Annotated in this window: 18 protein-coding genes; 8 read left to right on the forward strand and 10 right to left on the reverse strand. The window is 69.3% G+C overall.

What is annotated here, in order from left to right:
- The 7 genes from L880_RS36695 to L880_RS0123435 all read right to left on the reverse strand — a co-directional run bounded on the left by L880_RS36695 (nucleotide 1) and on the right by L880_RS0123435 (nucleotide 8,221).
- A complete protein-coding gene (locus L880_RS36695; RefSeq protein WP_051443547.1) occupies nucleotides 1-708 on the reverse strand; it encodes a carboxymuconolactone decarboxylase family protein in 708 nt (235 codons plus the stop codon).
- Between the two features lie 14 nt (nucleotides 709-722).
- On the reverse strand, nucleotides 723-1,949 hold the full coding sequence (locus L880_RS0123410) for an SDR family NAD(P)-dependent oxidoreductase (RefSeq protein WP_245615327.1): 1,227 nt from the start codon (nucleotides 1,947-1,949) through the stop codon (nucleotides 723-725).
- 315 nt (nucleotides 1,950-2,264) lie between these two features.
- A complete protein-coding gene (locus L880_RS0123415; protein WP_027477726.1) occupies nucleotides 2,265-3,035 on the reverse strand; it encodes an SDR family NAD(P)-dependent oxidoreductase in 771 nt (256 codons plus the stop codon).
- Nucleotides 3,032-4,033: an acyl-CoA dehydrogenase family protein gene (locus tag L880_RS0123420; protein WP_051443548.1), complete on the reverse strand. Its 1,002-nt coding sequence runs from the start codon at nucleotides 4,031-4,033 to the stop codon at nucleotides 3,032-3,034. The genes L880_RS0123415 and L880_RS0123420 overlap by 4 nt, the downstream gene beginning before the upstream one ends.
- A 54-nt stretch (nucleotides 4,034-4,087) precedes the next feature.
- Nucleotides 4,088-5,296: an acyl-CoA dehydrogenase family protein gene (locus L880_RS0123425; protein ID WP_027477728.1), complete on the reverse strand. Its 1,209-nt coding sequence runs from the start codon at nucleotides 5,294-5,296 to the stop codon at nucleotides 4,088-4,090.
- Complete coding sequence (locus L880_RS0123430; RefSeq protein ID WP_027477729.1) at nucleotides 5,286-7,448, reverse strand: acetate--CoA ligase family protein; 2,163 nt, start codon at nucleotides 7,446-7,448, stop codon at nucleotides 5,286-5,288. The genes L880_RS0123425 and L880_RS0123430 overlap by 11 nt, the downstream gene beginning before the upstream one ends.
- Nucleotides 7,449-7,450: 2 nt before the next feature.
- Nucleotides 7,451-8,221, reverse strand: a complete 771-nt coding sequence (locus L880_RS0123435; protein WP_027477730.1) for an enoyl-CoA hydratase/isomerase family protein — start codon at nucleotides 8,219-8,221, stop codon at nucleotides 7,451-7,453.
- A gap of 295 nt (nucleotides 8,222-8,516) precedes the next feature.
- Here L880_RS0123435 and L880_RS0123440 point away from each other — a divergent pair, with 295 nt between their 5' ends.
- Complete coding sequence (locus tag L880_RS0123440; RefSeq protein ID WP_084461591.1) at nucleotides 8,517-9,440, forward strand: SMP-30/gluconolactonase/LRE family protein; 924 nt, start codon at nucleotides 8,517-8,519, stop codon at nucleotides 9,438-9,440.
- 10 nt (nucleotides 9,441-9,450) lie between these two features.
- Here L880_RS0123440 and L880_RS0123445 read toward each other — a convergent pair whose 3' ends face one another.
- Nucleotides 9,451-10,392, reverse strand: coding sequence for a LysR family transcriptional regulator (locus L880_RS0123445; RefSeq protein WP_027477732.1), 942 nt, complete (start codon nucleotides 10,390-10,392; stop codon nucleotides 9,451-9,453).
- A 111-nt stretch (nucleotides 10,393-10,503) separates the two neighbouring features.
- Between L880_RS0123445 and L880_RS0123450 the strand changes: the two genes are divergently transcribed.
- The gene (locus tag L880_RS0123450) at nucleotides 10,504-11,568 is read left to right on the forward strand and encodes an LLM class flavin-dependent oxidoreductase (RefSeq protein ID WP_027477733.1); all 1,065 of its coding nucleotides are present in this window, start codon (nucleotides 10,504-10,506) and stop codon (nucleotides 11,566-11,568) included.
- Nucleotides 11,569-11,586: 18 nt separating this feature from the next.
- Nucleotides 11,587-12,378: a flavin reductase family protein gene (locus L880_RS0123455; protein WP_027477734.1), complete on the forward strand. Its 792-nt coding sequence runs from the start codon at nucleotides 11,587-11,589 to the stop codon at nucleotides 12,376-12,378.
- Between the two features lie 14 nt (nucleotides 12,379-12,392).
- Here L880_RS0123455 and L880_RS0123460 read toward each other — a convergent pair whose 3' ends face one another.
- Nucleotides 12,393-13,715 (reverse strand): M20/M25/M40 family metallo-hydrolase, encoded by a 1,323-nt coding sequence (locus L880_RS0123460; RefSeq protein ID WP_027477735.1) that lies wholly within the window; start codon nucleotides 13,713-13,715, stop codon nucleotides 12,393-12,395.
- Nucleotide 13,716: 1 nt separating this feature from the next.
- Nucleotides 13,717-14,895, reverse strand: a complete 1,179-nt coding sequence (locus L880_RS0123465; protein ID WP_245615329.1) for an MBL fold metallo-hydrolase — start codon at nucleotides 14,893-14,895, stop codon at nucleotides 13,717-13,719.
- Between the two features lie 388 nt (nucleotides 14,896-15,283).
- Here L880_RS0123465 and L880_RS0123470 point away from each other — a divergent pair, with 388 nt between their 5' ends.
- From L880_RS0123470 to L880_RS33330, 5 genes are all read left to right on the forward strand, one after another.
- A complete protein-coding gene (locus tag L880_RS0123470; protein ID WP_027477737.1) occupies nucleotides 15,284-15,784 on the forward strand; it encodes a helix-turn-helix transcriptional regulator in 501 nt (166 codons plus the stop codon).
- Entirely contained in the window at nucleotides 15,781-17,040 is a 1,260-nt protein-coding gene (locus L880_RS0123475; RefSeq protein WP_027477738.1) for a type II toxin-antitoxin system HipA family toxin, read from the forward strand. Before L880_RS0123470 ends, L880_RS0123475 begins: the two co-directional genes overlap by 4 nt.
- Before the next feature lie 343 nt (nucleotides 17,041-17,383).
- Complete coding sequence (locus tag L880_RS0123480; protein ID WP_027477739.1) at nucleotides 17,384-18,832, forward strand: NAD-dependent succinate-semialdehyde dehydrogenase; 1,449 nt, start codon at nucleotides 17,384-17,386, stop codon at nucleotides 18,830-18,832.
- A gap of 45 nt (nucleotides 18,833-18,877) precedes the next feature.
- Nucleotides 18,878-20,245, forward strand: a complete 1,368-nt coding sequence (locus L880_RS0123485; protein WP_019578266.1) for an aminotransferase class III-fold pyridoxal phosphate-dependent enzyme — start codon at nucleotides 18,878-18,880, stop codon at nucleotides 20,243-20,245.
- 45 nt (nucleotides 20,246-20,290) lie between these two features.
- Nucleotides 20,291-21,577, forward strand: coding sequence for a Tm-1-like ATP-binding domain-containing protein (locus L880_RS33330; protein WP_043330396.1), 1,287 nt, complete (start codon nucleotides 20,291-20,293; stop codon nucleotides 21,575-21,577).
- Nucleotides 21,578-21,603: the final 26 nt, after the last annotated feature.

Raw genomic sequence — 21,603 nt, forward strand, 5'->3', positions numbered from 1 at the left:
TCAAGTCTCCTTTTTTGGGGTGAGGCTGGCATACACCTGGGCCCCCAGGGCCGTGCCGTGCACGGCCAGGTGGGCACCCAGTTGAATGGCTTGCAGCAAGGCCGCCGGTGTGAGCCCGGCTTGCAGCCCTTGCTGCAGATGATGGCGCAAGGCGCCGGGGTGGTGCGCCGTGAAGCAGGCGGCCAGGGCCACGCGGATCAGGTGGCGGTCGTCGGGGGCCAGGCCCTCGGGGGGGCCGGGCAGGGCCACGAAATCCTGCACCGCCTGGGCGTAGGCCGGGTCCAGCCGGCGCAGGGTGAGCAGCGGGTCGTCATCCGGGGGCTGGCCGCACAGCTCGGCCAGCAGGGCGGCGCCCTGGGTCACGCCGTCCAGGCCCTGGGCGGCCACCAGATGCAGTGTCTCGAAGACCTCGGCCGGGCGCACGCCCACGGCCAGGGCCCGCGCCAGGTGGGTGCGCAGGCCGGGCTCGAACAGGTGGCTGCCCGAGGCATCGAGCGCGATGTAGAGCAGCTCGATCTGCCGCTCGCTCAGCGGCCCGTGGGCCGCCGGGTGGCCGGCGTAGCGGGCATAGGCCTGTACCAGGGCGGGGTGCTCCTGCAGCAGGGTTTCGGTCCAGGGGCGCCAATAGCCGCGCTGGCGGATGAAGTCGGCGCGGATGGCCTCGCGGTCCGGGGCGGGCGTCTGGGTGGGGGTCGGGCTCGGGGTCATGGAGGGCCGATCGGTCAGGAATGGGGGCCGGTGCTCAGCACCTGGCCGGTCAGGCAGCGGGCCCGGGGGCCGGCCACGTAGTCGAGCAGTGGCCACAGTTCGGCCAGTGCGGTGCCGGGGGCCCTCTGCACCGCGTTGATGCGCAGGCCGTCCGCCCCCCATTCGGCCGCCAGGGTGGCGATCAGCATGCGGGTGGCGGCGGCGTCGCCGGCCAGGGTCCAGTCGGTGTCGCCCTCACCCGGGTCGGGCGGCAGCAGCAGCGTCAGGCTGGCCGTGGCCCTGTGCTGGCGCCGGAAGTCGGCCGCCGCTTCGCGCACGGCTGCCAGCAGGCCGCCCGGGCGGGCCTGCAGGGCCCGGCCATCGCAGACCGCTGGGTACTGGGTGGAGTCGCCAGTCCGCGCTGGCGGGGTTGTCTCCAGCGCATGGCCATGCAGCTTCAAGGTCCAGGCCAGCCCGGGCAGGGGCTGGCGGGCCGGCGGCAGGGCTTGCGAGCCGCCGTAGCCCGATGATCCCCCATCCAGCACCAGGGCCTGGCCGCTCAAGGCCTGGGCTGCGGGGCTGAGCAGAAAGCAAAGCGCTTCGGCCATGTCCTCGGGCTCGGCCAGGTGGCCCAAGGGCACCTTGGCCAGGGCCTGGGAAGGGATCAGTCGGCCGCTGTCGATCAGGCCCTGGACCAGCTCGGTGCGCACAAAGCCGGGCACCAGCAGGCTCACACGCCATTCGGGGTGGGCCCGGGCCAGGGCCCGGGTCTGGGCGATCAGGCCCGCCTTGCTCGGGCTGTACAGCCCGCGCCACGGAATGGCGCGCAGACCGGCCCCCGAGGCCACGTTGACGATGCAGGCCCCCGGCACCAGGCGCGCCGCACAGGCCTGCACCACGCGGGCCGGTGCCGCCAGGTTCAGGTCCAGCAGCCGCTGCGCGGCTTCCTCATCACCCCCCACGGCCTCCTGCCCGCCGGCCGACATGCCCGCGTTGTTGACAAGCCCGGCCAACGCCGGCAGCCCCTCGCCCAGACCGGCCACGGCGCCGGCATCGCCCAGGTCCAGCACCCGGCACTGCGGCACCGAGGCCAGTGCAGGCCACTCGGCCAGCAGCCGCTGCAAGGCCCCCTCATCCCGGTCCACCAGCACCAGCGCACGACCCGCCCGGGCGAGCTGCAAGGCCGCAGCCCGCCCAATGCCACTGGCCGCCCCGGTGATCAGCACCGCCGCGCGGAATCGGCCATCGTCCATATCACTCATCCCGTCCTCCGTGACCCACCGATTGATTGCCAGGGCCGACAGCGCCGAACATTGGCGCACCCAGCCCGCTCGCGAGACGACGAAGCCAACGTGGCGAGGCCGCTGATGTCTTCTCCCCCGGGCCAGCCAGAGCGGTATCCAAAAGACCCGGTCGCAGAGGCCAAACACAGTGCCCAGCGCGTGAGCCCACCCCGCCCGCCCCATTCAAAAGGCTGCGGAGCAAGCCACACCAGCAGACACCGCGGAGCTGGCTTCGCCAGGCCGCTGGTGTCGTCCCCCTCGGGGGGAAGGCGCCGAAGGCGACACAGGGGGGATTCACAAGTTCGTGAATGTCACACCCCCATCCACCGCCAGTGTCTGGGCCGAGATGAAGCCCGCCTGGTCGCTGGCCAGAAAGCAGATGCCGCGCGCGATGTCTTCCACCGTGCCCAGGCGGCCCAGCGGCGTGCGGGCGATGCGCAGCGCGTCGCGCTCGGCGTTGCGGTTGCGTTGGGTGCCCTCGGTCGGCACGGCCGAAGGGCAGACCGCATTCACCCGGATGTGGCGCACCCCCAGCTCGGCGGCGGCGGCCCGGGTCAGGCCCAGGATGCCGGCCTTGATGCCCGAGTACACCACCGAGTTCAGGGTGGAGCGCAGTGCGGCGGTCGAAGCCACGTTGACGATGGCGCCGCCGCGCTCGGGGTCCATGGCGGCGGCCGCGGCCTGGGTGCCCCAGATCACGGCCTTGAAGCCCACGTCGAGCATGCGCTCCAGCGTGTCGGGCTGGATGTCGGGCACGGCCTGGTAACGCACCCAGGCCGCGTTGTTGACCAGCACATCGAAGCGCCCGCCCTGTTCGCGGGCCTGGGCCACGGCGGCCTGGATGCCCTCACGGCTGGCGATGTTCTGCACCACCCCGAAGGCCTGGCCCCCGGCGGCCCGGATCTCGGCCACCACGGCTTCCACGAACTCGGGCTTGAGGTCGTTCACGGCCACCACGGCGCCCCGTGCGGCCAGTTGACGCGCGGTCTCGCGGCCGATGCCGTTGCCGGCGCCGGTGATCAGGGCCACGCGGCCCGCAAAGTCTTGTGCCGGGACCGTGCTCATGCGGCCTCCTTCAGTTGCTGCTGCTCGATGAAATCGCGGCCCAGGCCGCGCGCCAGGCCGCCTGCGCCCACCGCCGCATCGATGGCCCGCAGCTCGCGCAGGGCGCGGTGCAGCGGCAGCTCCCAGGTGAAGCCCATGCCGCCGTGCAGGTGCATGGCTTTCTCGATGATGAAGGCGCCGTGCTGCAGGTTCAGCGCCAGGGCGCTGCGTCCGCTGCGGGCCTGGCCCCATTCGTTGCGCTGCAAGGCGCGGGCGATGGCCGCACCGCTGGCCTCGTGGTAGAGCTTCATGCGGGCCAGCCAGTGGCGCACAGCTTGGCGGGTGGACAGGGCTGCTCCAAATTGAACCCGGGTGCCGGTGTGGCTGATGGCGGCCTGCAGGGCCCCTTCGGCCGCGCCATGGGCGGTGGCCGCGAGCAGGATCTCCAGGTCGTGCCACAAGGCCTCGGTGGTGGCGGTGTCCAGTTGGGCCAGCGCGGTGGCGTTCGACAGATCCCACCAGGTCTGGGGGTGCTCGGGGTCCAGCGTCCGGTCGGTCTGGCAACTGGGTGCCGGGGCCTGGGTCAGGTCCAGCAGCACCGCACCTTCGGGGCTGCGCACCAGCAGCCAGTGGGCCTGATCGGCGTGGCGCGCATGGCCTACCCAGGCCTGCCCGTGCTGGCCCTGCAGGGCCACGCCGGCGCGCTGCCGGCCTTCCAGCAGGGCGCTGCGCAGCGCAGCGTCAGGCAGGTGGCGGGCCAGCACGATCTGTTCGGCCAAGGCCATGCGCAGGCGCAGCCGCCCTGCGGCCTGCACCACGGGCACGGCAAAGTCCAGCGGCAGGCCCAGGCCGCCGCTGGACTCATCGGCGCACACGCCGAACAGGCCGGCTGCCGCCAGCACGGCGGTCTGGGCCTCGGGGGCTTGGCTCAGCGCATCGCTGATGGCAGCCTCGGCGGCCTCGGCAAACTCTTCGGGCCGCAGCCCGGCGTTGGGGTCTTCAAGAAGGGGGGTGTTCATATCAAGCTTCCGTCACGTTGCGCATCGCCTGCGGGTGGGGAGGAGGGCAGGGGCTCATAGCATCAGGATGCGCTGGGCGATCAGGTCCAGCTGCACCTCGGAGGTGCCGGCATAGATGGTCTCGGCGCGGGCAAACAGGTAGGCCTGGGTGAAGGCCTGGCGGGCGCGCTGCGCCAGCGGGCTCGATTGCGGCCCGATCTGGCTGACCAGGCCCAGGGCAAAGCCGGCAAAGGCCTGGTGGGTCTCGGACCAGAACAGCTTGGTCAGCGAGCCGCGCGCGCCGATGCTCTCGCCCTGCATCAGTTGCTGCACGGTGCGTTCGACCAGGCCTTTGAGGCCATCGATCTCGGCCAGCAGCTCGCCCACGCGGCGCTGCACGCCGCCGTCCTGCAGCTGGCGTGCCTGCTCCGGGTCGGAGGCCAGGGCGCGCAGCAGAAAGGCCAGCTCGCATTCAAAACGCCAGGGCCGGTACATGCGGTTGGTGGCGCGTTCGATGCCCAGCACCCGCAGCGCGGCGCTCCAGCCCTCGTCCGGCGCGCCCAGGCGGGCGCTGTCGGGCACCACCACGTCGTCAAAGAACACCTCGGCAAACGACTCCTTGCCATCGATGGATTTGATCGGCACCACGCGGATGCCCGGGGTGTCCATGGGCACGGCAAACATCAGCAGGCCGCGGTGCCGGTCGGCCACCGTGCCGGTGCGGGTGAGCAGCAGGCAGTGGTGGGCCTTGGCTGCGCCACTGGTCCAGATCTTCTGTCCATTGATGCGCCAGCAGCCGTTCTCTTCGACGGCCTTGGTGCGCAGCCGGGCCAGGTCCGAGCCGGCGTCGGGCTCGGAGAAGCCCTGGCACCAGAACTGCTCCATGCGCAGGATGGGGGCCAGAAAGGCCTGCTTCTGCGCCTCGGTGCCCACGGCCATGATGATGGGGCCGGCCAGCTCCTTGCCGATGGAGCCCACGCTCTCGGGCATGGGCAAGGCGCCGATCTCCTTGTTCACCGCCAGGTGCTCGCGCAGGCTCAGGCCGTGGCCGCCGTAGGCCTGGGGCCAGGTCATGCCGGCCAGGCCGGCGCGGTGCATGGCGGCTTCCCAGTCGCGGCTTTCGTCCAGCGTGGGGCTGCGCCAGGCCAGGCTGTCGGCGCGCATGTGATCGGGCAGGTGGGCTGCAAGCCAATCCCGCGCATGGCGGCGGTAGGCGTGGGGTGGGGGCAGGGCGCCTGTGGCGTGGTCTGCTGAGAGGTCGCCGGGGGGGAGGTCACGCTGCATGGGGCTTCTCTTCGGTGGGGGTGGGCAGCATCAGGGCGTCCAGGATGGCGACGCCCTGGCCGCGGGGGCGTACCAGGATGGGGTTGAGGTCGATCTCGCTCACCTGGTCCTGATGGCGGCAGGCGAACTCGGACAGGCGGGCCACGGTGCGGGCCGCCGCCTCGATGTCGGCCGGGGCCTGGCCCCGGGCCCCGTCGAGCAGGGGAAACAGGCGCAGCGAGCGGATCATCTGCAAGGCCAGCGCGGTGTCGACCGGTGCCGGCTGCACGGCCACGTCGCGCAGCAGCTCGGCGTAGATGCCGCCCATGCCGACCATGATCACGGGGCCGAACACCGGGTCGCGCGAGACCCCGGCAATCAGCTCTGTGCCGCCGCGCAGCATGGGGGCGAGCAGCACACCGTCCAGCCGCGCCTCGGGGGCCAGGCGGGCCACGCTGGCCAGCATGCGGGCGTGGGCGGAGCGCACGGCCTCGGCGTCGCCCAGGTCCAGGGCCACGCCGCCCACTTCGGTCTTGTGAGCGATGTCGGCCGAGACGATCTTCATCACCACCGGGTAGCCCATGGCCTCGGCGGCCTGTACGGCGGCCTCGGCGCTGTGCACCAGCCGCTCTTGTGGCACCTCGAAGCCGGCGGCGATCAGGGCCTGCTTGGCGCCGTGTTCATGGCGCAGGCTGGCCTCGGGCAGGCGCACGGGCCCCTGGGTCAGCAGCGGCGCTGCGGCGGCTTCGGCCGGGGCCGGCGCCTGCAGTGCGCCCAGGCGGGCCAGCGCGGCCAGGCCGCGCGCGGCGGCGTCGATGTTGCTGAACACGGGGATGCCCAGGGCCTGGATCTGGCGCACCGCATCGGCCGGGCCCCGGCTGATGATGGCCAGGGGGCGGTCCGGGTGGGCCGCCTGCAGGCGGCCCAGGGCCTCCAGGTAGACCCCGCGCAGGCGCGAGCTGTACAGCGCCAGCGACAGGAACAGCACGGTGGTGGCCTGGCCCGGGGCCTCTTGCAGGGCCGACAGCACCTCGAACAGGATGTCGGGCCGGCTGGAGATCTGGGCCGAGGCGTCCACCGGGTTGTGCGTGCCGGCGCCGGGCAGCGCCTGCAGGATGCGCTGGCGCGTGGCCTCGGCCAAGGGGGGCAGGGCCAGGCCGGCCTGGCTCATGGCATCGGCCATCATGATGCCGAAGCCGCCCGAGGCGGCGATCAGCGTCACGGCGGCCTCACGTGGCAGGCGGGTGGGTGCCAGCTGGGCCACGGCCTGGCCCACTTCCAGCAGGTCTTCATGCGAGCGCACACGCAAGGCGCCGTGGCGCTGGAACACGGCGTCGATCACCGCGTCCGATCCGGCCAGCGCCCCGGTGTGCGAGGCGGCGGCGGCCTGGCCCTGCTCGGTGGCGCCGATTTTCAGCACCACCACGGGGGTGCCCCGGGCGCGGGCCAGGTCCAGGGCCTGACGCAGGCGGTCCCCGTCGCGGCAGGTCTCCATGCAGCACAGGATGACGCGGGTGGCCGGGTCTTCGGCCAGGGCGGCGATGCCGTCGGCCAGGTCCACATCGGCCTCGTTGCCGGTGGTGATCAGGCGGCTGATGCCCACGCCCTGTTGCGACAGGATCTGCAACGTGTAGCTGCCGATGTTGCCCGACTGCGAGACGATGCCCACCGCACCGGCGGCGGGGTAGTGGTCTTCGAGGGCCACCGAGAACGAGCCGATCACCTTGTCGGCCACGCCTACCGTGCCCAGGCAGTTGGGGCCCAGCAGGCGCATGCCGTGGCGGCGCGCGATGGCACGCAGTTCGGCCTGCCAGAGGGCCCCGGCCTCGCCGGCCTCGGCAAAGCCCGCCGACAGCACCGTCACCGCGGCCACGCCGCGTTCGGCGCAGTCGCGCACCGCGGCCACCGCCTGGGCGGCGGGCACGGCGACCAGGGCCAGCTCGGGTACTTCGGGCGTGTCAGCCAGGCAGGTGTAAGCCGGCAGCCCCTGGATCTCTCCGCCTTTGGGGTTGATCGGGTAGATTGCGCCGGCGTAGCCCTGGCGCAGCAGCAGGTGCACCGGGCGACCGCCGATCTTGGTCGGGTCGGCCGAGGCGCCGATCACGGCGATGCGGCGGGCGCGGAAAAACGCCTCCATGCCGGCCCCTGGGCCGGTGTGGGTCAGGTGGCTCATGCTCAGCGCCCCTTGAACACCGGGGCGCGCTTTTCCAGGAAGGCCATGCGGGCCTCCTTGGCGTCTTCGGTGCGCGACAGGGCCAGGGTGAACTCCTGCTCGAAGCGGTAGGCATCGCGCTGGGGCATCACATCCACCATGTTGGCGGCGCGCTTGGCGTAGATCAGGGCCAGCGGCGCCTTGGAGGCGATCTCGGCAGCCAGGGCCAGGGTCACGGGCAGCAGTTCGTCGGGCGGCAGCACTTCTTCGAGCACATTGCGGCGCAGCAGGTCGGCCGCGGTGAGGCGCTGGCCGGTGAAGAACATGCGCCGCGAGGTGGAGCGGCCCAGCAGGGTGCGCAGCATCGAGGCCCCGCCGGCCAGGCCGACGTTGATCTCGGGCATGGCGAAGGTGGCGTTGTCCGAGGCGTACAGGATGTCGCAGGCCGCCATCAAACCCAGGCCGGCGCCCAGGGCCGCGCCGTTCACTGCGGCAATCACGGGCTTGGCACATTCCCGGATCGCATGGCCGGTTTCCCGCGTGATGCGGTTGTGTTCGAGAAAATCACCCGGAATATCCGGATCGGGCCGATCTTTCAAATCAGCGCCGGCACAAAAAACCGATCCCTGGCCCGTCAGGACGGCACACATAATGTCGTCGCGAGCGGATATTTCATCGAATGTGGCCACCAATTGACGGCGCATTTCGCGATTAAGTGCATTCACCGGGGGGCGGTCCAGGGTGACCAGTGCGACTTTCCCCTTGATTTCCAGGCGCACGCATTTTTCAGTCATGGTGGGCCTTTTCCATTGGATTGGGGGGGATATTCAAAATGCCGGCTTGGGCGCGGCCGAAGGCCTCACACGGCGGTGAATGCTGGATTTTCAAATTTGTCTCCTGATGCAGATCGGGGTCTGCGTGCCTTAGAACGTCTGGCAAAAATTTTATTGAGGAACATCAAGCTTGATTACGGTTGTTTGCTTGGATGTGTTCTGCAAAAACGTACGGATTCGGGGTCGCCGGCCCCCCGCGTACCGCCCTAAGATGCGGTGGCTCCGGCCTTGCGCCCCACCTGCCCCCCGCCCCGCCATGCCCCAGCCCGATTCCGACCTCAGCGTGGGTCAGCCCGACATCCTTCCCTTCGGTGCCGTGCGCACCCTGCTGGGCGAATGCCCGGTCTGGGATGCGGCGCGTGGCTGCCTGTGGCTGATCGACAGCCGGGCCGGCCTGCTGCTGGCGCTGGATGGCGAGGGGGCTGTGTGTCAGCGCCACGAACTGCCCCCGCCGCTGGGCTCATTCGCGCTCAACCACGATGGCCGGCTGGTGCTGGCCCTGCACGAGACTGTGGTCTTGTTCGACCCGGCCAGCGGCCAGCTGCAGACTCTGGGCCGGCTGGAGGAGCAGCACCCGCATCTGCGCCTGAACGACGGGGCCGCCCTGAGCGACGGCAGCTTCTGCGTGGGCACCCTGCACACCTTCCGGGCGCCCGGCGAGGCCCCGCTGGGGGGGCTGTACCGGGTGGACACCCAGGGCCGGATGCTGCGCTTTGATCAGGGCTACGGCGTGGTCAATGGCCCGGTGCAGCACCCGCAGGACGGGCGCCTGTTCGTGTGCGACAGCTCAGAGCGCCAGATCTTCAGCTACCCCTGGCCGCCGCGCACGCCCTGGCTGCGCCAGCCCTTTGCCGACACCCGGGCCCTGGGTTCGGCCCCCGATGGCTGCTGTTTTGACGACGAGGGCGGCCTGTGGACGGCCCTGGTGCATGCGGGGGCCCTGGTGCGTCTGGATGCCAGCGGGCAACCAAGCCAGCACTTGAGCTTGCCCCTGACGCACCCCAGCTCGCTGTGCTTCGGCGGACCGGCGCTGGACACCTTGTATGTCACGTCCATCTCGGACAGCGGGCGCCTGCGGGCCGATGGCGAGTTGGACGGCCGGGTGCTGCGTGTGGGTGGCCTCGGGCGGCGCGGGGCCTTGCGGCCGATGTGCCGCATCGCCCCTTCGAACCCGACCTGAGCATCCGCCCTCAGGCCGGGCCGGCAGCGGCGTGCAGGGCCGTGAAGCGGTGCCCCTCGCCTGACACCTGCTCGGCCACGAAGTCCAGGAACAGCCTCACCTTGGTCGGGATCATGGGGGTGTCGAGGATGGTGGCGTACATGCCCTCTTCGTAGCTGGTGTTGCTGACGCGCAGGTGGGGCAGCAGGCGCACCAGGCTGCCCTGCTCCAGATCGGCGTGTACGGTGTAGTCGTCGAGCAGGGCCACCCCTTCGCCCAGGCGGGCCAGCTCCAGCAGGGCCACGCCGTTGTTGCTCACATGCCGGGGCTGGAAGGCCAGATCCTCCTGCACGCCCTCGTGCCGGAAGTGCCACACGTACTCGCCCCCGGGCAGCAGGTAGGCCAGGCAGTCGTGGGCCAGCAGGTCTTGCGCCGTGGCCGGGGCCGGGCAACGGGCCAGGTAGCTGGGCGAGGCCACCAGGTAGCGCTCGCCCCGGAACAGGATGCGCCGCTTGACGCCTGCCTCGACCGGGGGCGAGACCCGGAAATCGATGTCCACATGGTCGCGCCGCAGGTCGGCCGGTGTCTCGGACAGCATCAGCTCGATGTGGATGTCGGGGTACAGGCGGCGAAAGCGCGCCACCAGCGTGGGCAGCACCCCCAGGCCGAACATCATGCGCGAGTGCACGCGCAGCAGGCCCTTGGGCGCCTGGCGGATGGCGGTGATATTGGCGTGCGCCTCATTAATGCTCCAGAGAATACCTTCGAGTTGCGCTGCATATTCCTCACCTGATTCGGTGAGCACGATCTGACGCGTGGAGCGCAGCAGCAGTTTGACTTTCAGCTCGTCCTCGAAGTCGGTGATCATGCGAGAAACTGCCGTGGCCGAAACCCCGAACTGGCGTGCCGTTTCGGAGAAGTTTCGGGTTTTTGTCACCGACAGGAAAAATTCCATAGCACGCAGTCGATCCATCACTTCTCCGTTTTCCGCAGGACAGACCCGCGATTTTCATGCATTCCCCATGGGCAGGGGCGTTTTTAGAATTATTCCCGAGAAACCCACCCACACCACAAGGAGACATTCATGGAATTCGGCGTATTCATCCTGGCCCAGCAGCGCGGTTATCACCAAAGTTCGCAACAGGTGATCCAGAACTCGATCGAGCAGACCGTGGCCGCCGAGCAGGCGGGCTTCAACACCGCCTGGTACGCGGAACACCACTTCAACAACTACTCGCTCTCCCCCTCGCCCCTGATGATGGTGGCCCACGTGGCGGCCAAGACGCAGCGCATCCGCCTGGGCACGGCGGTGTGCATTCTGCCGCTCTACCACCCGGCACGCTTCCTGGCCGAGGTGGGCTTTGTGGACACGGTCTCGGGCGGGCGCCTGGAGTTGGGCGTGGGCTCGGGCTACCAGGAGTTCGAGTTCGAACGCTTCGGCGTCAAGATCGAAGAGTCGGGCGCCATCTTCAATGAGTTCCTCGACATCATTCCCAAGGGCCTGAGCGAGCGCATCTTCGAATACCACGGCAAGCACCTGGACGTGCCGCCCAGCTCGATCGCCGTGCGCTGCGTGCAGAACCCCATGCCCCCGATCTGGGTGACCTCGGGCAACCCCGTCACCCTGGGCCGTGGCGTGCGCGAGAACCACAACCTGTTTGTCACGGCCTTGCTGGGCGGCAACGACGCCATCGTCAGCCTGCGCCAGCGCATGGAGAAGGTGGCTGAAGACAATGGCAAGGACCTCGACCGCGATGTGCGGTTTGGCTTCCTGCGCTGCGCCTTCGCTTCGGACAACCGGGCCGAAGTCGACAGCTACCTGGACTGCGCGCGCTTCCAGCGCCGCATCTCGGAAAGCCTGAAGTACCGCCGCGCCCACACCGACGACGGCTACATGGTGAAAGAGGAGCCCTCGCCCACCGACATGAGCTTTGACCAGATGCGCCAGAACCTGGCCGTGGGCTCGGTCAACCAGGTGATCGACAAGATGCTCGAAGAGATCAGCATCCTGCGCCCCAAGCACATCGCGTTGCAGACCCAACTGGGCGACTTCGACCAGAAGACCATGCTGCGTCAGATCGAGCTGTGGGGCGAGCGCATCATCCCTGCCATCCGCAAGGAAGTGGGCGAACTCAGCGTCGCCGCCTGAGCCGGGAGGGCCTGCATCATGCGCATCCATCTCTCCAACACGGGCACCGTGTCCCTGCGTGAGCCGCAGGATTTCAAGCGTCTGGACGTGCTGGTCGACCCCCAGCCGCCCGAAGCACTGGAGCGCGCCATCCAGCGCATCGGCCACCGCGAAAGTGAGCAGCACGTGCGCGTGGCGCCCTCGGTGCTGCGCTTCATGTCGGGCCTGGCCGGCGATTCCGAATGGGAGGCCGGCTTTGCCCGCATGCTGGACTACGCCCGGCGCAGCGGTTGGGTGGACGAGCACGGCGAGGTGCGCGCCCACCTGATCCACGCTCAGGGCGATGAGGTGGTGTCAGTGGCCGATTTCAAGGCCGCCATGCGTGCGCTGCCCGCGGGCATCAGCGCCGTCACCACCGGCCAGGGCGAGGGCGTGGCGGGCATGATCGTCTCCAGCCTCACCTCCGTGTCTGCCGAGCCGCCGCTGATCGGCTTCTTCGCCCACCAGGCCTCGTCCTTCACCGAGCCCCTGATGAACAGCCAGCGCTTTGTGGCTAATGTGCTGGGCGAGGAGCACCACCAGGTGATGTCCAGTTTTCTGCAGGCCCCCCAGGGCCGGGCCCGCTTTGCCACCGGCTGCTGGACCGAGACCGAGGCGCAGCCCCCGGTGCTCAGCGATGCCCTGGCCAGCCTCGAGTGCGAGGTGGTCTGGACCCAGCCCCTGGGCACCCACCACCTGGTGGTGGGCAAGGTGAAGCGCGCCACCTGCTCGCCGGCCAGCCCGGTGGTGCACTTCAATGCGGGCACGCACCGGCTGGTGGCCTTGGCCTGAGGGCAGGGGGGGGCTTACTGCCCCGTTTCCAACCGCGTCAACCGATAAATCAGCAGCGCCGCCCGAATGGTGCCCCGCTCGATCGAGGCGATCTCCAGGTCTTCGTCGTCGGTGTGGGCGCCGCGGCCCTGGGCGCCCAGGCCATCGATGCCCACGGTGTAGGGGGCCACAAACTGCACATCGCCCGCCCCCCTGAATGCGGGGTCCAGCAGGTCGATGCGGCCCAGGCCGGCGTCCTGGCTGGCTTGCGAGTACAGAGCGGCCAGCTGGCGGCCAGCGTCTGTGGGCGGCATGGGCGGGTAGCTTTCGGTGAAGCGGATGCTGGCCGAGGTGCCGGGCAGGTTGCCGGTGTTCACGATGGCCTGCATCTTCTGGCGGGCGCGCTCGCCCTGCTCGGGTGAGAGGTAGCGCAGGTCGCCCAGCACCTCGGCGTCGCGCGCGATCACGTTCGATTTGCCGAAGGCGCTGGCGGTGGCGGTGTCTTCGGCATAGGCGATGTCGGTGCCGCCATACACCAGGCCGGGGTTGAAGGTCAGGCTGGGCTCGATCACCTGCTCGCGGAAGCTGTTCAGGATGCGCGCCGTCTCATACACCGCGCCATAGCCCGATGCCTGTGAGAACACGCCCATCGAATGCGCCGCCTTGCCCTTCACGTGCAACACCCAGCCACCGGAGGACCGGCGGGCGATGCTGGCGGTGTCCACCCCCTGGTGCTTGTTGCTGCCCTCGAACGACAGCGCATAGTCGGCCCGCTTGCCCAGGGCCACCATGTCGGCCCGTGCGGTCTGCAGGGGCTTGCCGGCGCGCTCTTCATCGCCGGTGAACATCAGGTCGATGTTGGCCTGCTGCAGCACGCCCACGCTTTTGAGCGCGCGCAGGGCTTCGATCATGATCACGTCGCCGCCCTTCATGTCGTTCACGCCCTGGCCACGCACCCGGTCGCCCCGGCGCTCCCACAGCGGCACCGAGCTGCCTTTTTCGAACACCGTGTCCAGGTGGCCCAGCAGCAGCACGCGCTTGCCGCTGCCCCCTTCTTGCGAGGCCACCAGGTGCCCGGCGCGTTTCATGGCGGGGGGCATGTCGATCCAGCGGGTCTGGAGGCCCAGGCCCTCCAGCTCGGCCCGGAACAGCTCGCCCACGGCGCGCACGCCCTCGGGGTTGAGCGTGCCGCTGTTGATGCGCACCGACTTCTCCAGCAGCTCCAGCGCGGCCGGCGTGCGCTGCTGCACGGCCCGGACGATGGCCTGTTCGGTGTCAGAGAGCTGGGCCTGGGCGGTGCCGGCCAGGGCCAGCAGCGCGGTGCACAGGGTAAGGCGGCGGGAGAGCATCATGGCCATGTCAATTCTCCAGGGGGTGGGTTGGCGAACCGGCCAAGCCAGCCGCAGCAGCCAGGCGGGGGAACGCGACGGGAGCCGCATCGAGGCCTTGGCCGAGGGCCTGTAGGCTGCCGTCGAGCACATGCTCGTCGGGGTCTGTGTGCGCATCCGAGGTGGCCGTGGCGACCCCGGTTCCGTTTCTGGCCCCGCTGTCTGCCGTCAGCAGAAACCGTGCCTTTTGCGCCCGCGCACAGGCATTGAGCACGCGCATGGCCCGGTCGACCACCGGCTGGCCGCTCACAAAGGGGTTGGGGCCTGTCGGCACTGCCGCCCTGGCCTTGAGCTTGGCCACCGTGCCGTCATAGCCGGGGTGATTGCTCAAGGGCACGTCGATGCCCCACTGGCCCGAAAGCTGGCGCATGCGATCGGTCTGGGCGATGTAGCTGTCGAGGCGGGCCATGTCGCGGCCGAAGTTGAATGCCGTGCCGCCCCAGATCATGGCCGTGTGCTTCTGGCCCTTGTCGCGCACCTCAAACACCGGGGTGATGGTGCCCAGGGTATGGCCGGGCGTGATCACAAAGCGCACGGTGGTGTCGCCCAGCGTGAGGGTGTCGCCGTCACGCACCGCGATGTCGCGCCGGGGCGGGCGGTCCCACAGGCGGGAGTCGAACTCCAGCGTGGTTTCCATCATCTTCCAGTCGATCTCGCTGGCCACCACGCGTGCGTGGTAGCGCTCGGCCAGCATCTGCGCCCCGCCGTAATGGTCGCCATGACCATGGGTGACCAGCACGTAGCGGATCTGGGCCGTGTCCAGGCCCAGGCGGCGCATGCCACCCTCGACGAGCTCGGTGGCCTCTTGGGCGTTGTTCAGCGCGTCGATCAGGATCAGGCCATCGCTGGTCTTCAGCACCCAGGCGCTGACCCAGGCCGAGCCCACGTAGTACAGGTTGTCGAAAGCCTGCCCGGGCGCGGGTGGTGTTTGCTGGATGAGCTTGGTCAGCATCTCGTCCATGGCCGGGCTGGGTGCCGCGCGCACGGCAGGCTGAGGGTTGCAGACCGGCAGCAGAAACTTCAGGTCGTCGCCCGCCAGGCTTTGGGCCTCATGCACATGCTGGTCGACGGTGGCCTGCTGGGGCGCGATGGTGGAACAGGCGGTGAGTACCGCGAGCGCGATGCTCGTGATCAAGGCAGTGCGGGCCATGTTGTCTCCTCGGGTGTGGGTTTTGTTCTGCACCAGGTGCCAGGATGGCGCCAAGCATTGTTCACATTAACCCAGTCCACGCCCGTCATGTGTTGGACACCCGCGCTGAATTTGCAGCACAACTTCAACGCGCAGGCCTCTCATGGGCCAGAACGACTGTTGGATTCAGCCGGGGCTTGCCAGGAGGGGCAGGCCGGTCATTCTGGCACCAGGGCTGCGTGGGGCTTTTTCTCGCTGCAGTTGATGAGACGTTTGATTCATAGATATTTTTAAATTTCTATAGATTCAATATCTATGTTGTATTTTTTGTGATCTGTTCTGCACATTCTTGATTTAAAAAAATACTTCATAGAGTTGTCTATTTCATAAATTTGGATAACATCTATGAATGCCCAGGCAAAACACGCCCCCCTCTGACTACCCTCAGGCGGTGCTGCAGCAGATCGAGCTGCTGGCCCGCAACATCGTGATCGCCCGCAAGCGGCGTGGCGAAACGCAGGCCCAGTGGGCGCGCAAGCTGGGGGTGTCTCTGCCCACCATGGCCCGCATCGAGCGGGGCGATCCCTCAGTGGCCATGGCCTCGTATGTGATGTGCCTGTGGCTGGTCAACCCGGCCGTGGGCTTGGCCGATCTGATCGCTCCGCAAAACGACCATGCAGCCCTGGAGCGCGAGCTCAGCCGGGTGAGCGGCCCGCGCAAGGCGGCCCGTCCGCGCAACGTTTCGCAAGGCGACCCGGTTCAGGCCTGGCGGGTGGCGGAGCCCGGCGCGACACCTGCTCCTGCACCCGCCCGCGCCCCCACCCCGCGCACCGCCCGCCGACCCCGCAATGCCAATGCGGCAGGCTTGGCCGCCTTGATGGCCACCCCGCCCACGGAGCCCCCGGCATGAAGGGCCCAGGCGTCACACCCACCAGCTATGTGCCGCAAGAGCAGCTGTACGTGTGGGCCCTGGTGAACCCCGCGCAGCCCACCCTGGTCGGCCCGCTGGGCCTGTCGGCCCTGGTACCCGACTGCGCCACGTTCAGCTACCAGCCCGATTGGTGGCACTTTGCCTTGAGCGAAGACCTGCCTCTGATCCAAGGCCAGGTCTTCAGCGCGGGCGAGCGAGGCAGTGCCCCCGGGGCCCTTGATGATGCCCGGCCAGACCGTTGGGGCGAACGCATCATCCGCTTCGTCGATCGCCCGGCACGCCTGTCCGTCCTCGAGATGCTGCTGTTTGCCGGCGACGACCGCTTTGGCGCCTTGGGGGTGTCGATCTCGGCGCAGCACTACATTCCCCGCCACCTGGGGCCCTACCCCCAGCTGCGTGATCTGGCCCAGTTGAGTACCGCCGTCGAAGATGTGCAGGCCCAGGCCCCCATGACGCCCGACATCCAGCGCCTGGTGCAACCCGGCGTCACCCTGGGGGGCGCCCAGCCCAAAGCCCTGCTGCAGACCGGGGCCGGGCCTTGCGTCATCAAATTCAGTGAGTTGGGCGATGCGCTCGACACCCCGCTGATTGAACACGCCAGCATGACGCTGGCGGCCCAGGCGGGCATCCGCGTCGCTGGCACCGCGGTGTTGCCGCTGCCACCGCGCCATGGCCGGGCCTGCCACGCGCTGACCATCCAGCGCTTTGATCGGGCAGGCCCGTACCGCCTGCACTGCCTGTCGGCCCGCACGCTGCTGCGAGCGGCCGGGCTGCACGAGAGCTACGGCGACCTGGCTACGGTGTTGCTGCGCCTGGGCCACCCCGAGCGCCAGGTCGCCCAGCGCGAAGAGCTGTTCAAACGCATGGTCTTCAACATCCTGCTGGACAACACTGACGACCATGAGCGCAACCACAGCGTGTGCCTGGCACTCGACGGCTATTACGACCTCAGCCCCGCCTACGACGTGCTGCCCACCTTGCAGAACCTGGGCTACCAGGCCTTGGCCGTGGGCCAGGCGGGCGCCGAGTCCAGTCTGGACAATGCCCTCACCGGCTTGAGCGAGTTCGGCCTCAAGCGGCCCCGGGCCCTGAAGCTGGTGCGCGAGGTGGCCCGGGTGGTTGACGCTTGGGTACCGCACTTTGTGGCGCATGGCGTGTGCGCTGCCGACATGGAAGCCCTGGCGGCCAGCATCGACCGCCCTGCACTGAAGCAGCAGCGCCGGGCTTTTTGCTGAGTTGTGGCTGATCCAGGGCTGATCTGGGGCTGAGCGCCCGGTCCGGCGTTTCAGCAAACCAATGCAAACCATTGCAAACCGTTTTCATGGCGTCACCGTGGTGGCCTCTGCGTCGCTGCGGGTGAAACAGCCACGCCATGTCGTGCCTGCGCTGACATGGCTTGCTTCGGCCTGCCAGTCCACTTTTTCCGCTCTGCCAAGACCCTGGTACTAACCCTAGGTTTTTCTTGCGCGAAACCGATAACGCCTCTCGGGGTGGGCGTCGCACACTGACTTCAACGGATCGAACGGCCTGGCCTGCTTTGTCTGGCCCGGCCCCCTGTGTGAACTTGTCAGGACTCTCATGACCCCCTCTTATCCCCAACTCGCCCTGCATGTGGCCGGGCAATGGTTGCACCGGGCCTCGGGTGGCGAACGCCCCGTGCTCAACCCCGCCACCGGCGAGGTGCTGGCCATGCTGCCCCTGGCCGGCCCGGCCGAGCTGAACGCCGCGGCCGAGGCCGCCGAGCGCGGCTTCAAGCTGTGGCGCGAGCGGCTGGCGCAAGACCGCTATGCCATCGTGCGCCGCACCGCCGAGCTGCTGCGCGAACGCACCCGCGCCATCGCCGAGGTGCTGACCCTGGAGCAGGGCAAGCCCCTGAGCGAGTCGCTGCGCGAGGTGGGGCTGTGTGCCGACATCCTCGACTTCCAGGCCGAAGAGGCCAAGCGCCTGTATGGCCGCATCGTGCCGCCCCGCGTGGCCGGCATCCTGAGCCAGTCGGTGATCCGCCAGCCCATCGGCCCGGTGGCCGCCTTCACGCCCTGGAACTTTCCGGCCAACCTGCCTTCGCGCAAGCTGGGCAGCGCCCTGGCCGCCGGCTGCAGCGTGGTCATCAAGCCCGCTGAAGAAACCCCCGCCACCTGCATGCTGATCGTGCAGGCCTTTCTCGATGCCGGTGTGCCGCCCGAGGCCATCAACATGGTCTGCGGCGACCCGGCCCAGGTGTCCGAGTTGCTGATTGCCCACCCCGCCATCAAGAAGGCCTCGCTCACCGGTTCGGTGGCGGTGGGCAAGCTGCTGGGCCGCCAGTGCGCCGAGCGGGTCAAGCGCTTCACGGGGGAGCTGGGCGGGCATGCCCCGGTCATCGTCTGCCCCGATGCGGATCTGCTCTTTGCGCTGAAGAACTCGCTGGCCGCCAAGTTCCGCAATGCCGGCCAGGTGTGCGCCTCGCCCATCCGCTTTTATGTGCACCGCAGCCTGTACGCCGACTGGGCCGAGCGCTTCAGCGCCGCCGCCCGCGCCCTGCGCCTGGGCTCGGGGCTGGACCCTGCCACCCAGATGGGCCCGCTGAGCCACGCCCGCCGCCTGGACGACATGGAGCGCTTCGTCAGCGATGCACTCGACCAGGGCAGCGAGCTGCTGTGCGGCGGCCACCGCGTGCCCGGGCCGGGCTTCTTCTTCGAGCCCACCGTGCTGGCCAACGCCCCCGACACCGCCCTGGTGCAGCAGCAAGAGCCCTTCGGCCCCATCGCGGTGCTGCAGCCCTACGACGAGCTGGACGAGGCCATTGCCCGCGCCAATGCGCTGCCCTACGGCCTGGGCGCCTACGCCTTCACCCGCGACCTGCACACCGCCCACCGCCTGGGTCAGGAGATCGAGGCCGGCATGGTGGGCATCAACCACTTCGGTGTGTCGCAGCCCGAGATGCCCTTTGGCGGCTGGAAGGAAAGCGGCATCGGCCAGGAGATGGGCCCCGAGGGCCTGCTGCACTACACCGAGATCAAGACCATCACCGTGGGCGTGCCGGCCTGAGCCCGGCGCATCCACCCTCCCCATTTCGACTGCAAGGAAACCCAGATGTCCGACGCCATTGCCCAACTCAAGCAAGACAACGCCAAGTTCCTGTTCCACCCCATGGCCCACCCGCGGGCCATGCAGCAGACCCAGCCCGACATCATTGCGCGCGGCGAGGGCTGCTGGATCTGGGACGTGGACGGCCACAAGATGATCGACGGCGTGGCCGGCCTGTGGAGCTCCAACCTGGGCCACAGCAACCGCCAGGTGCGCGACGCCATCGTGGCCCAGCTCGATGAGCTGCCCTTCTACAACACCTTCCGCGGCACCACCCACCCGCGCGCCATCGAGCTGTCGGCCCGCCTGGTGCGCCTGATGGAGCCCGACAACGTGGGCGCCGTGATGTTCGGCAACAGCGGCTCCGATGCGGTCGAGGGCGCACTCAAGATCGCCCGCCAGTACTGGAAGGTGAAGGGCCAGCCCGAACGCACCAAGTTCATCAGCCTGAAGCAGGGCTACCACGGCGTGCACTTCGGCGGCATGAGCGTCAACGGCCTGGGCAACATCCGCCGCGCCTACGAGCCGCTGATGCCGGGCTGCTTCCATGTCGACTCGCCCTGGCTGTACCACAACGCCTTCACGCAAGACCCCGAAGAGCTGGGCCGCATCTGCGCCGCCCAGCTGGAGCGCGAGATCATCTTCCAGGGCGCCGACACCATTGCCGCCTTCATTGCCGAGCCGGTGCAGGGCTCGGCCGGTGTCATCGTGCCGCCGGCCAACTACTGGCCCCTGGTGCGCGAGGTGTGCGACCGCCACAACATCCTGCTGATCGCCGACGAGGTGGTCACCGGCTTTGGCCGCAGCGGCGCCTGGTTCGGCACCCGGCTGTGGGGTGTGCAGGCCGACATCTGGTGCCTGGCCAAGGGCATCTCCTCGGGCTACGTGCCACTGGGCGCCACGGCCCTGGGCAAGAAGGTGTCCGATGCCTTCATGGCCGACAGCGGCGGCCTGGGCACCGTGGCCCACGGCTATACCTACAGCGGCCACCCGGTGGCCGCCGCCGCCGCCCTGGCCACCCTCGATGTGCTGGAGGCCGAAGACGTGCCCGGCAATGCGGCCCGGGTGGGCGCGCACTTCCAGCAGCGCATGGCCACCTTTGTCGAGCGCTACAGCTTTGTCGGCGATGTGCGCGGTGTGGGCCTGATGGTGGGCATCGAGATGGTGTCCGACAAGGCGGCCCGCACGCCGCTCACCCGCAGCAGCGACATCCCGCAGCGCGTGGCCCGCGAGGCCTACCAGCGTGGCGCCATGGTGCGCATCTCGGGCCCCAACATGATCCTGTCGCCCCCGCTGGTCATCACCCGCGAAGAGATCGATTACCTGGTCGACACCCTCGAGGCCGCCTTCGATGCCGTCCAGAAAACCCTCTGACCCCGTTTTGACGACCCGCCACGGCACCCCCCCGGAGACCGCACCATGAAGGCCCCCCCCTGCATCCTGCTCATCGGCACCGTCGACACCAAGAGCGACGAGATGGCCTACCTGCGCGAGGGCATCACCCAGGCCGGCGGCCGCACCCTGGTGCTGGACGTGGGCGTGCTGGGCCGAGGCGGCTTTGAGCCCGACATCAGCAACCACCAGGTGGCCGAGGCCGCCGGCGTCACGCTGGAGCAGGTGATGGCCAGCGGCGACGAGAACACCTCGATGGTGCTGATGGCGCGCGGCGCCACTGTCATCGCCCAGCGCCTGCTGGCCGAGGGGCGCATCAACGGCGTGCTGGCCCTGGGCGGCACCATGGGCACCGACCTTGCGCTGGACGTGATGAACGCGCTGCCGCTGGGTTTTCCCAAGGTGCTGCTGTCCACCATCGCCTATTCGCACCTGCTGCCGGCCGAGCGCATCCCGCCCGACCTCATCATGGTGCTGTGGGCCGGCGGCCTGTATGGCCTCAACAGCCTGTGCAAATCGGCCCTGTCGCAGGCGGCGGGTGCGGTCATGGGGGCCTGCCACAGCGTGGTGGCGCCGGATCGGCAGCGCCCCATGGTGGGCATGACCTCGCTGGGCTCCAGTGCCCTGGTCTACATGAAGCGCCTCAAGCCCGAGCTGGAGCGGCGCGGCTTTGAGCTGGCGGTGTTCCACACCACCGGCATGGGCGGGCGCGCCTTCGAGGCCCTGGCCGCCAGCGGCCGCTTTGTGGCGGTGATGGACTTCTCGTTGCAAGAGCTGGTCAACCACCTGGCCGGCTCTTGCGTCACCGCCGGGGCCGACCGGCTGCGTGGCGCCGGCCGGGCCGCCGTGCCGCAGATCGTGGCCCCGGGCGCCACCGACATGGTCGACTACGCCGCCTGGGCCCCCCGCCCCGAAGGCTATGCCGGCCGCGCCGAGCACGCCCACAACCGCCTGCTGTCCTCGATCAGCATCAGCCCCGAGATGCGCCGGCGCGTGGCCCGCGAGATCACCACCCGCCTGGGCGAGGCGCAAGGCCCCACCGTGCTGCTGCTGCCCACCCAGGGCATCGAAGGCTGGGACCGCCCCGGCGAGCCCCTGCACGACCCCGAGGGCCTGGCCGCCCTGGTCGACGAGCTGCAGGCCAGCGTGGCCCCGGGCACCCGGCTGCAGGCGCTGCCCGCGCACATCAACGATGCGGCCTTTGCCGAGGCCGCCCTGCAGGTGTTTGACGCCTGGCTGGCCGAGGGCCTGATCCCCAACCCCCAGGCCACGCCCTCGACCACCCCTCTGAGCGCGCCCCTGGCCGCAGCCTGAGCACCCACCCCCTTTTTGCCCCCACC

Origin of the sequence: Curvibacter gracilis ATCC BAA-807 (genome assembly GCF_000518645.1) — a bacterium.
In the GTDB taxonomy this organism is placed as follows: Bacteria; Pseudomonadota; Gammaproteobacteria; order Burkholderiales; family Burkholderiaceae_C; genus Curvibacter; species Curvibacter gracilis.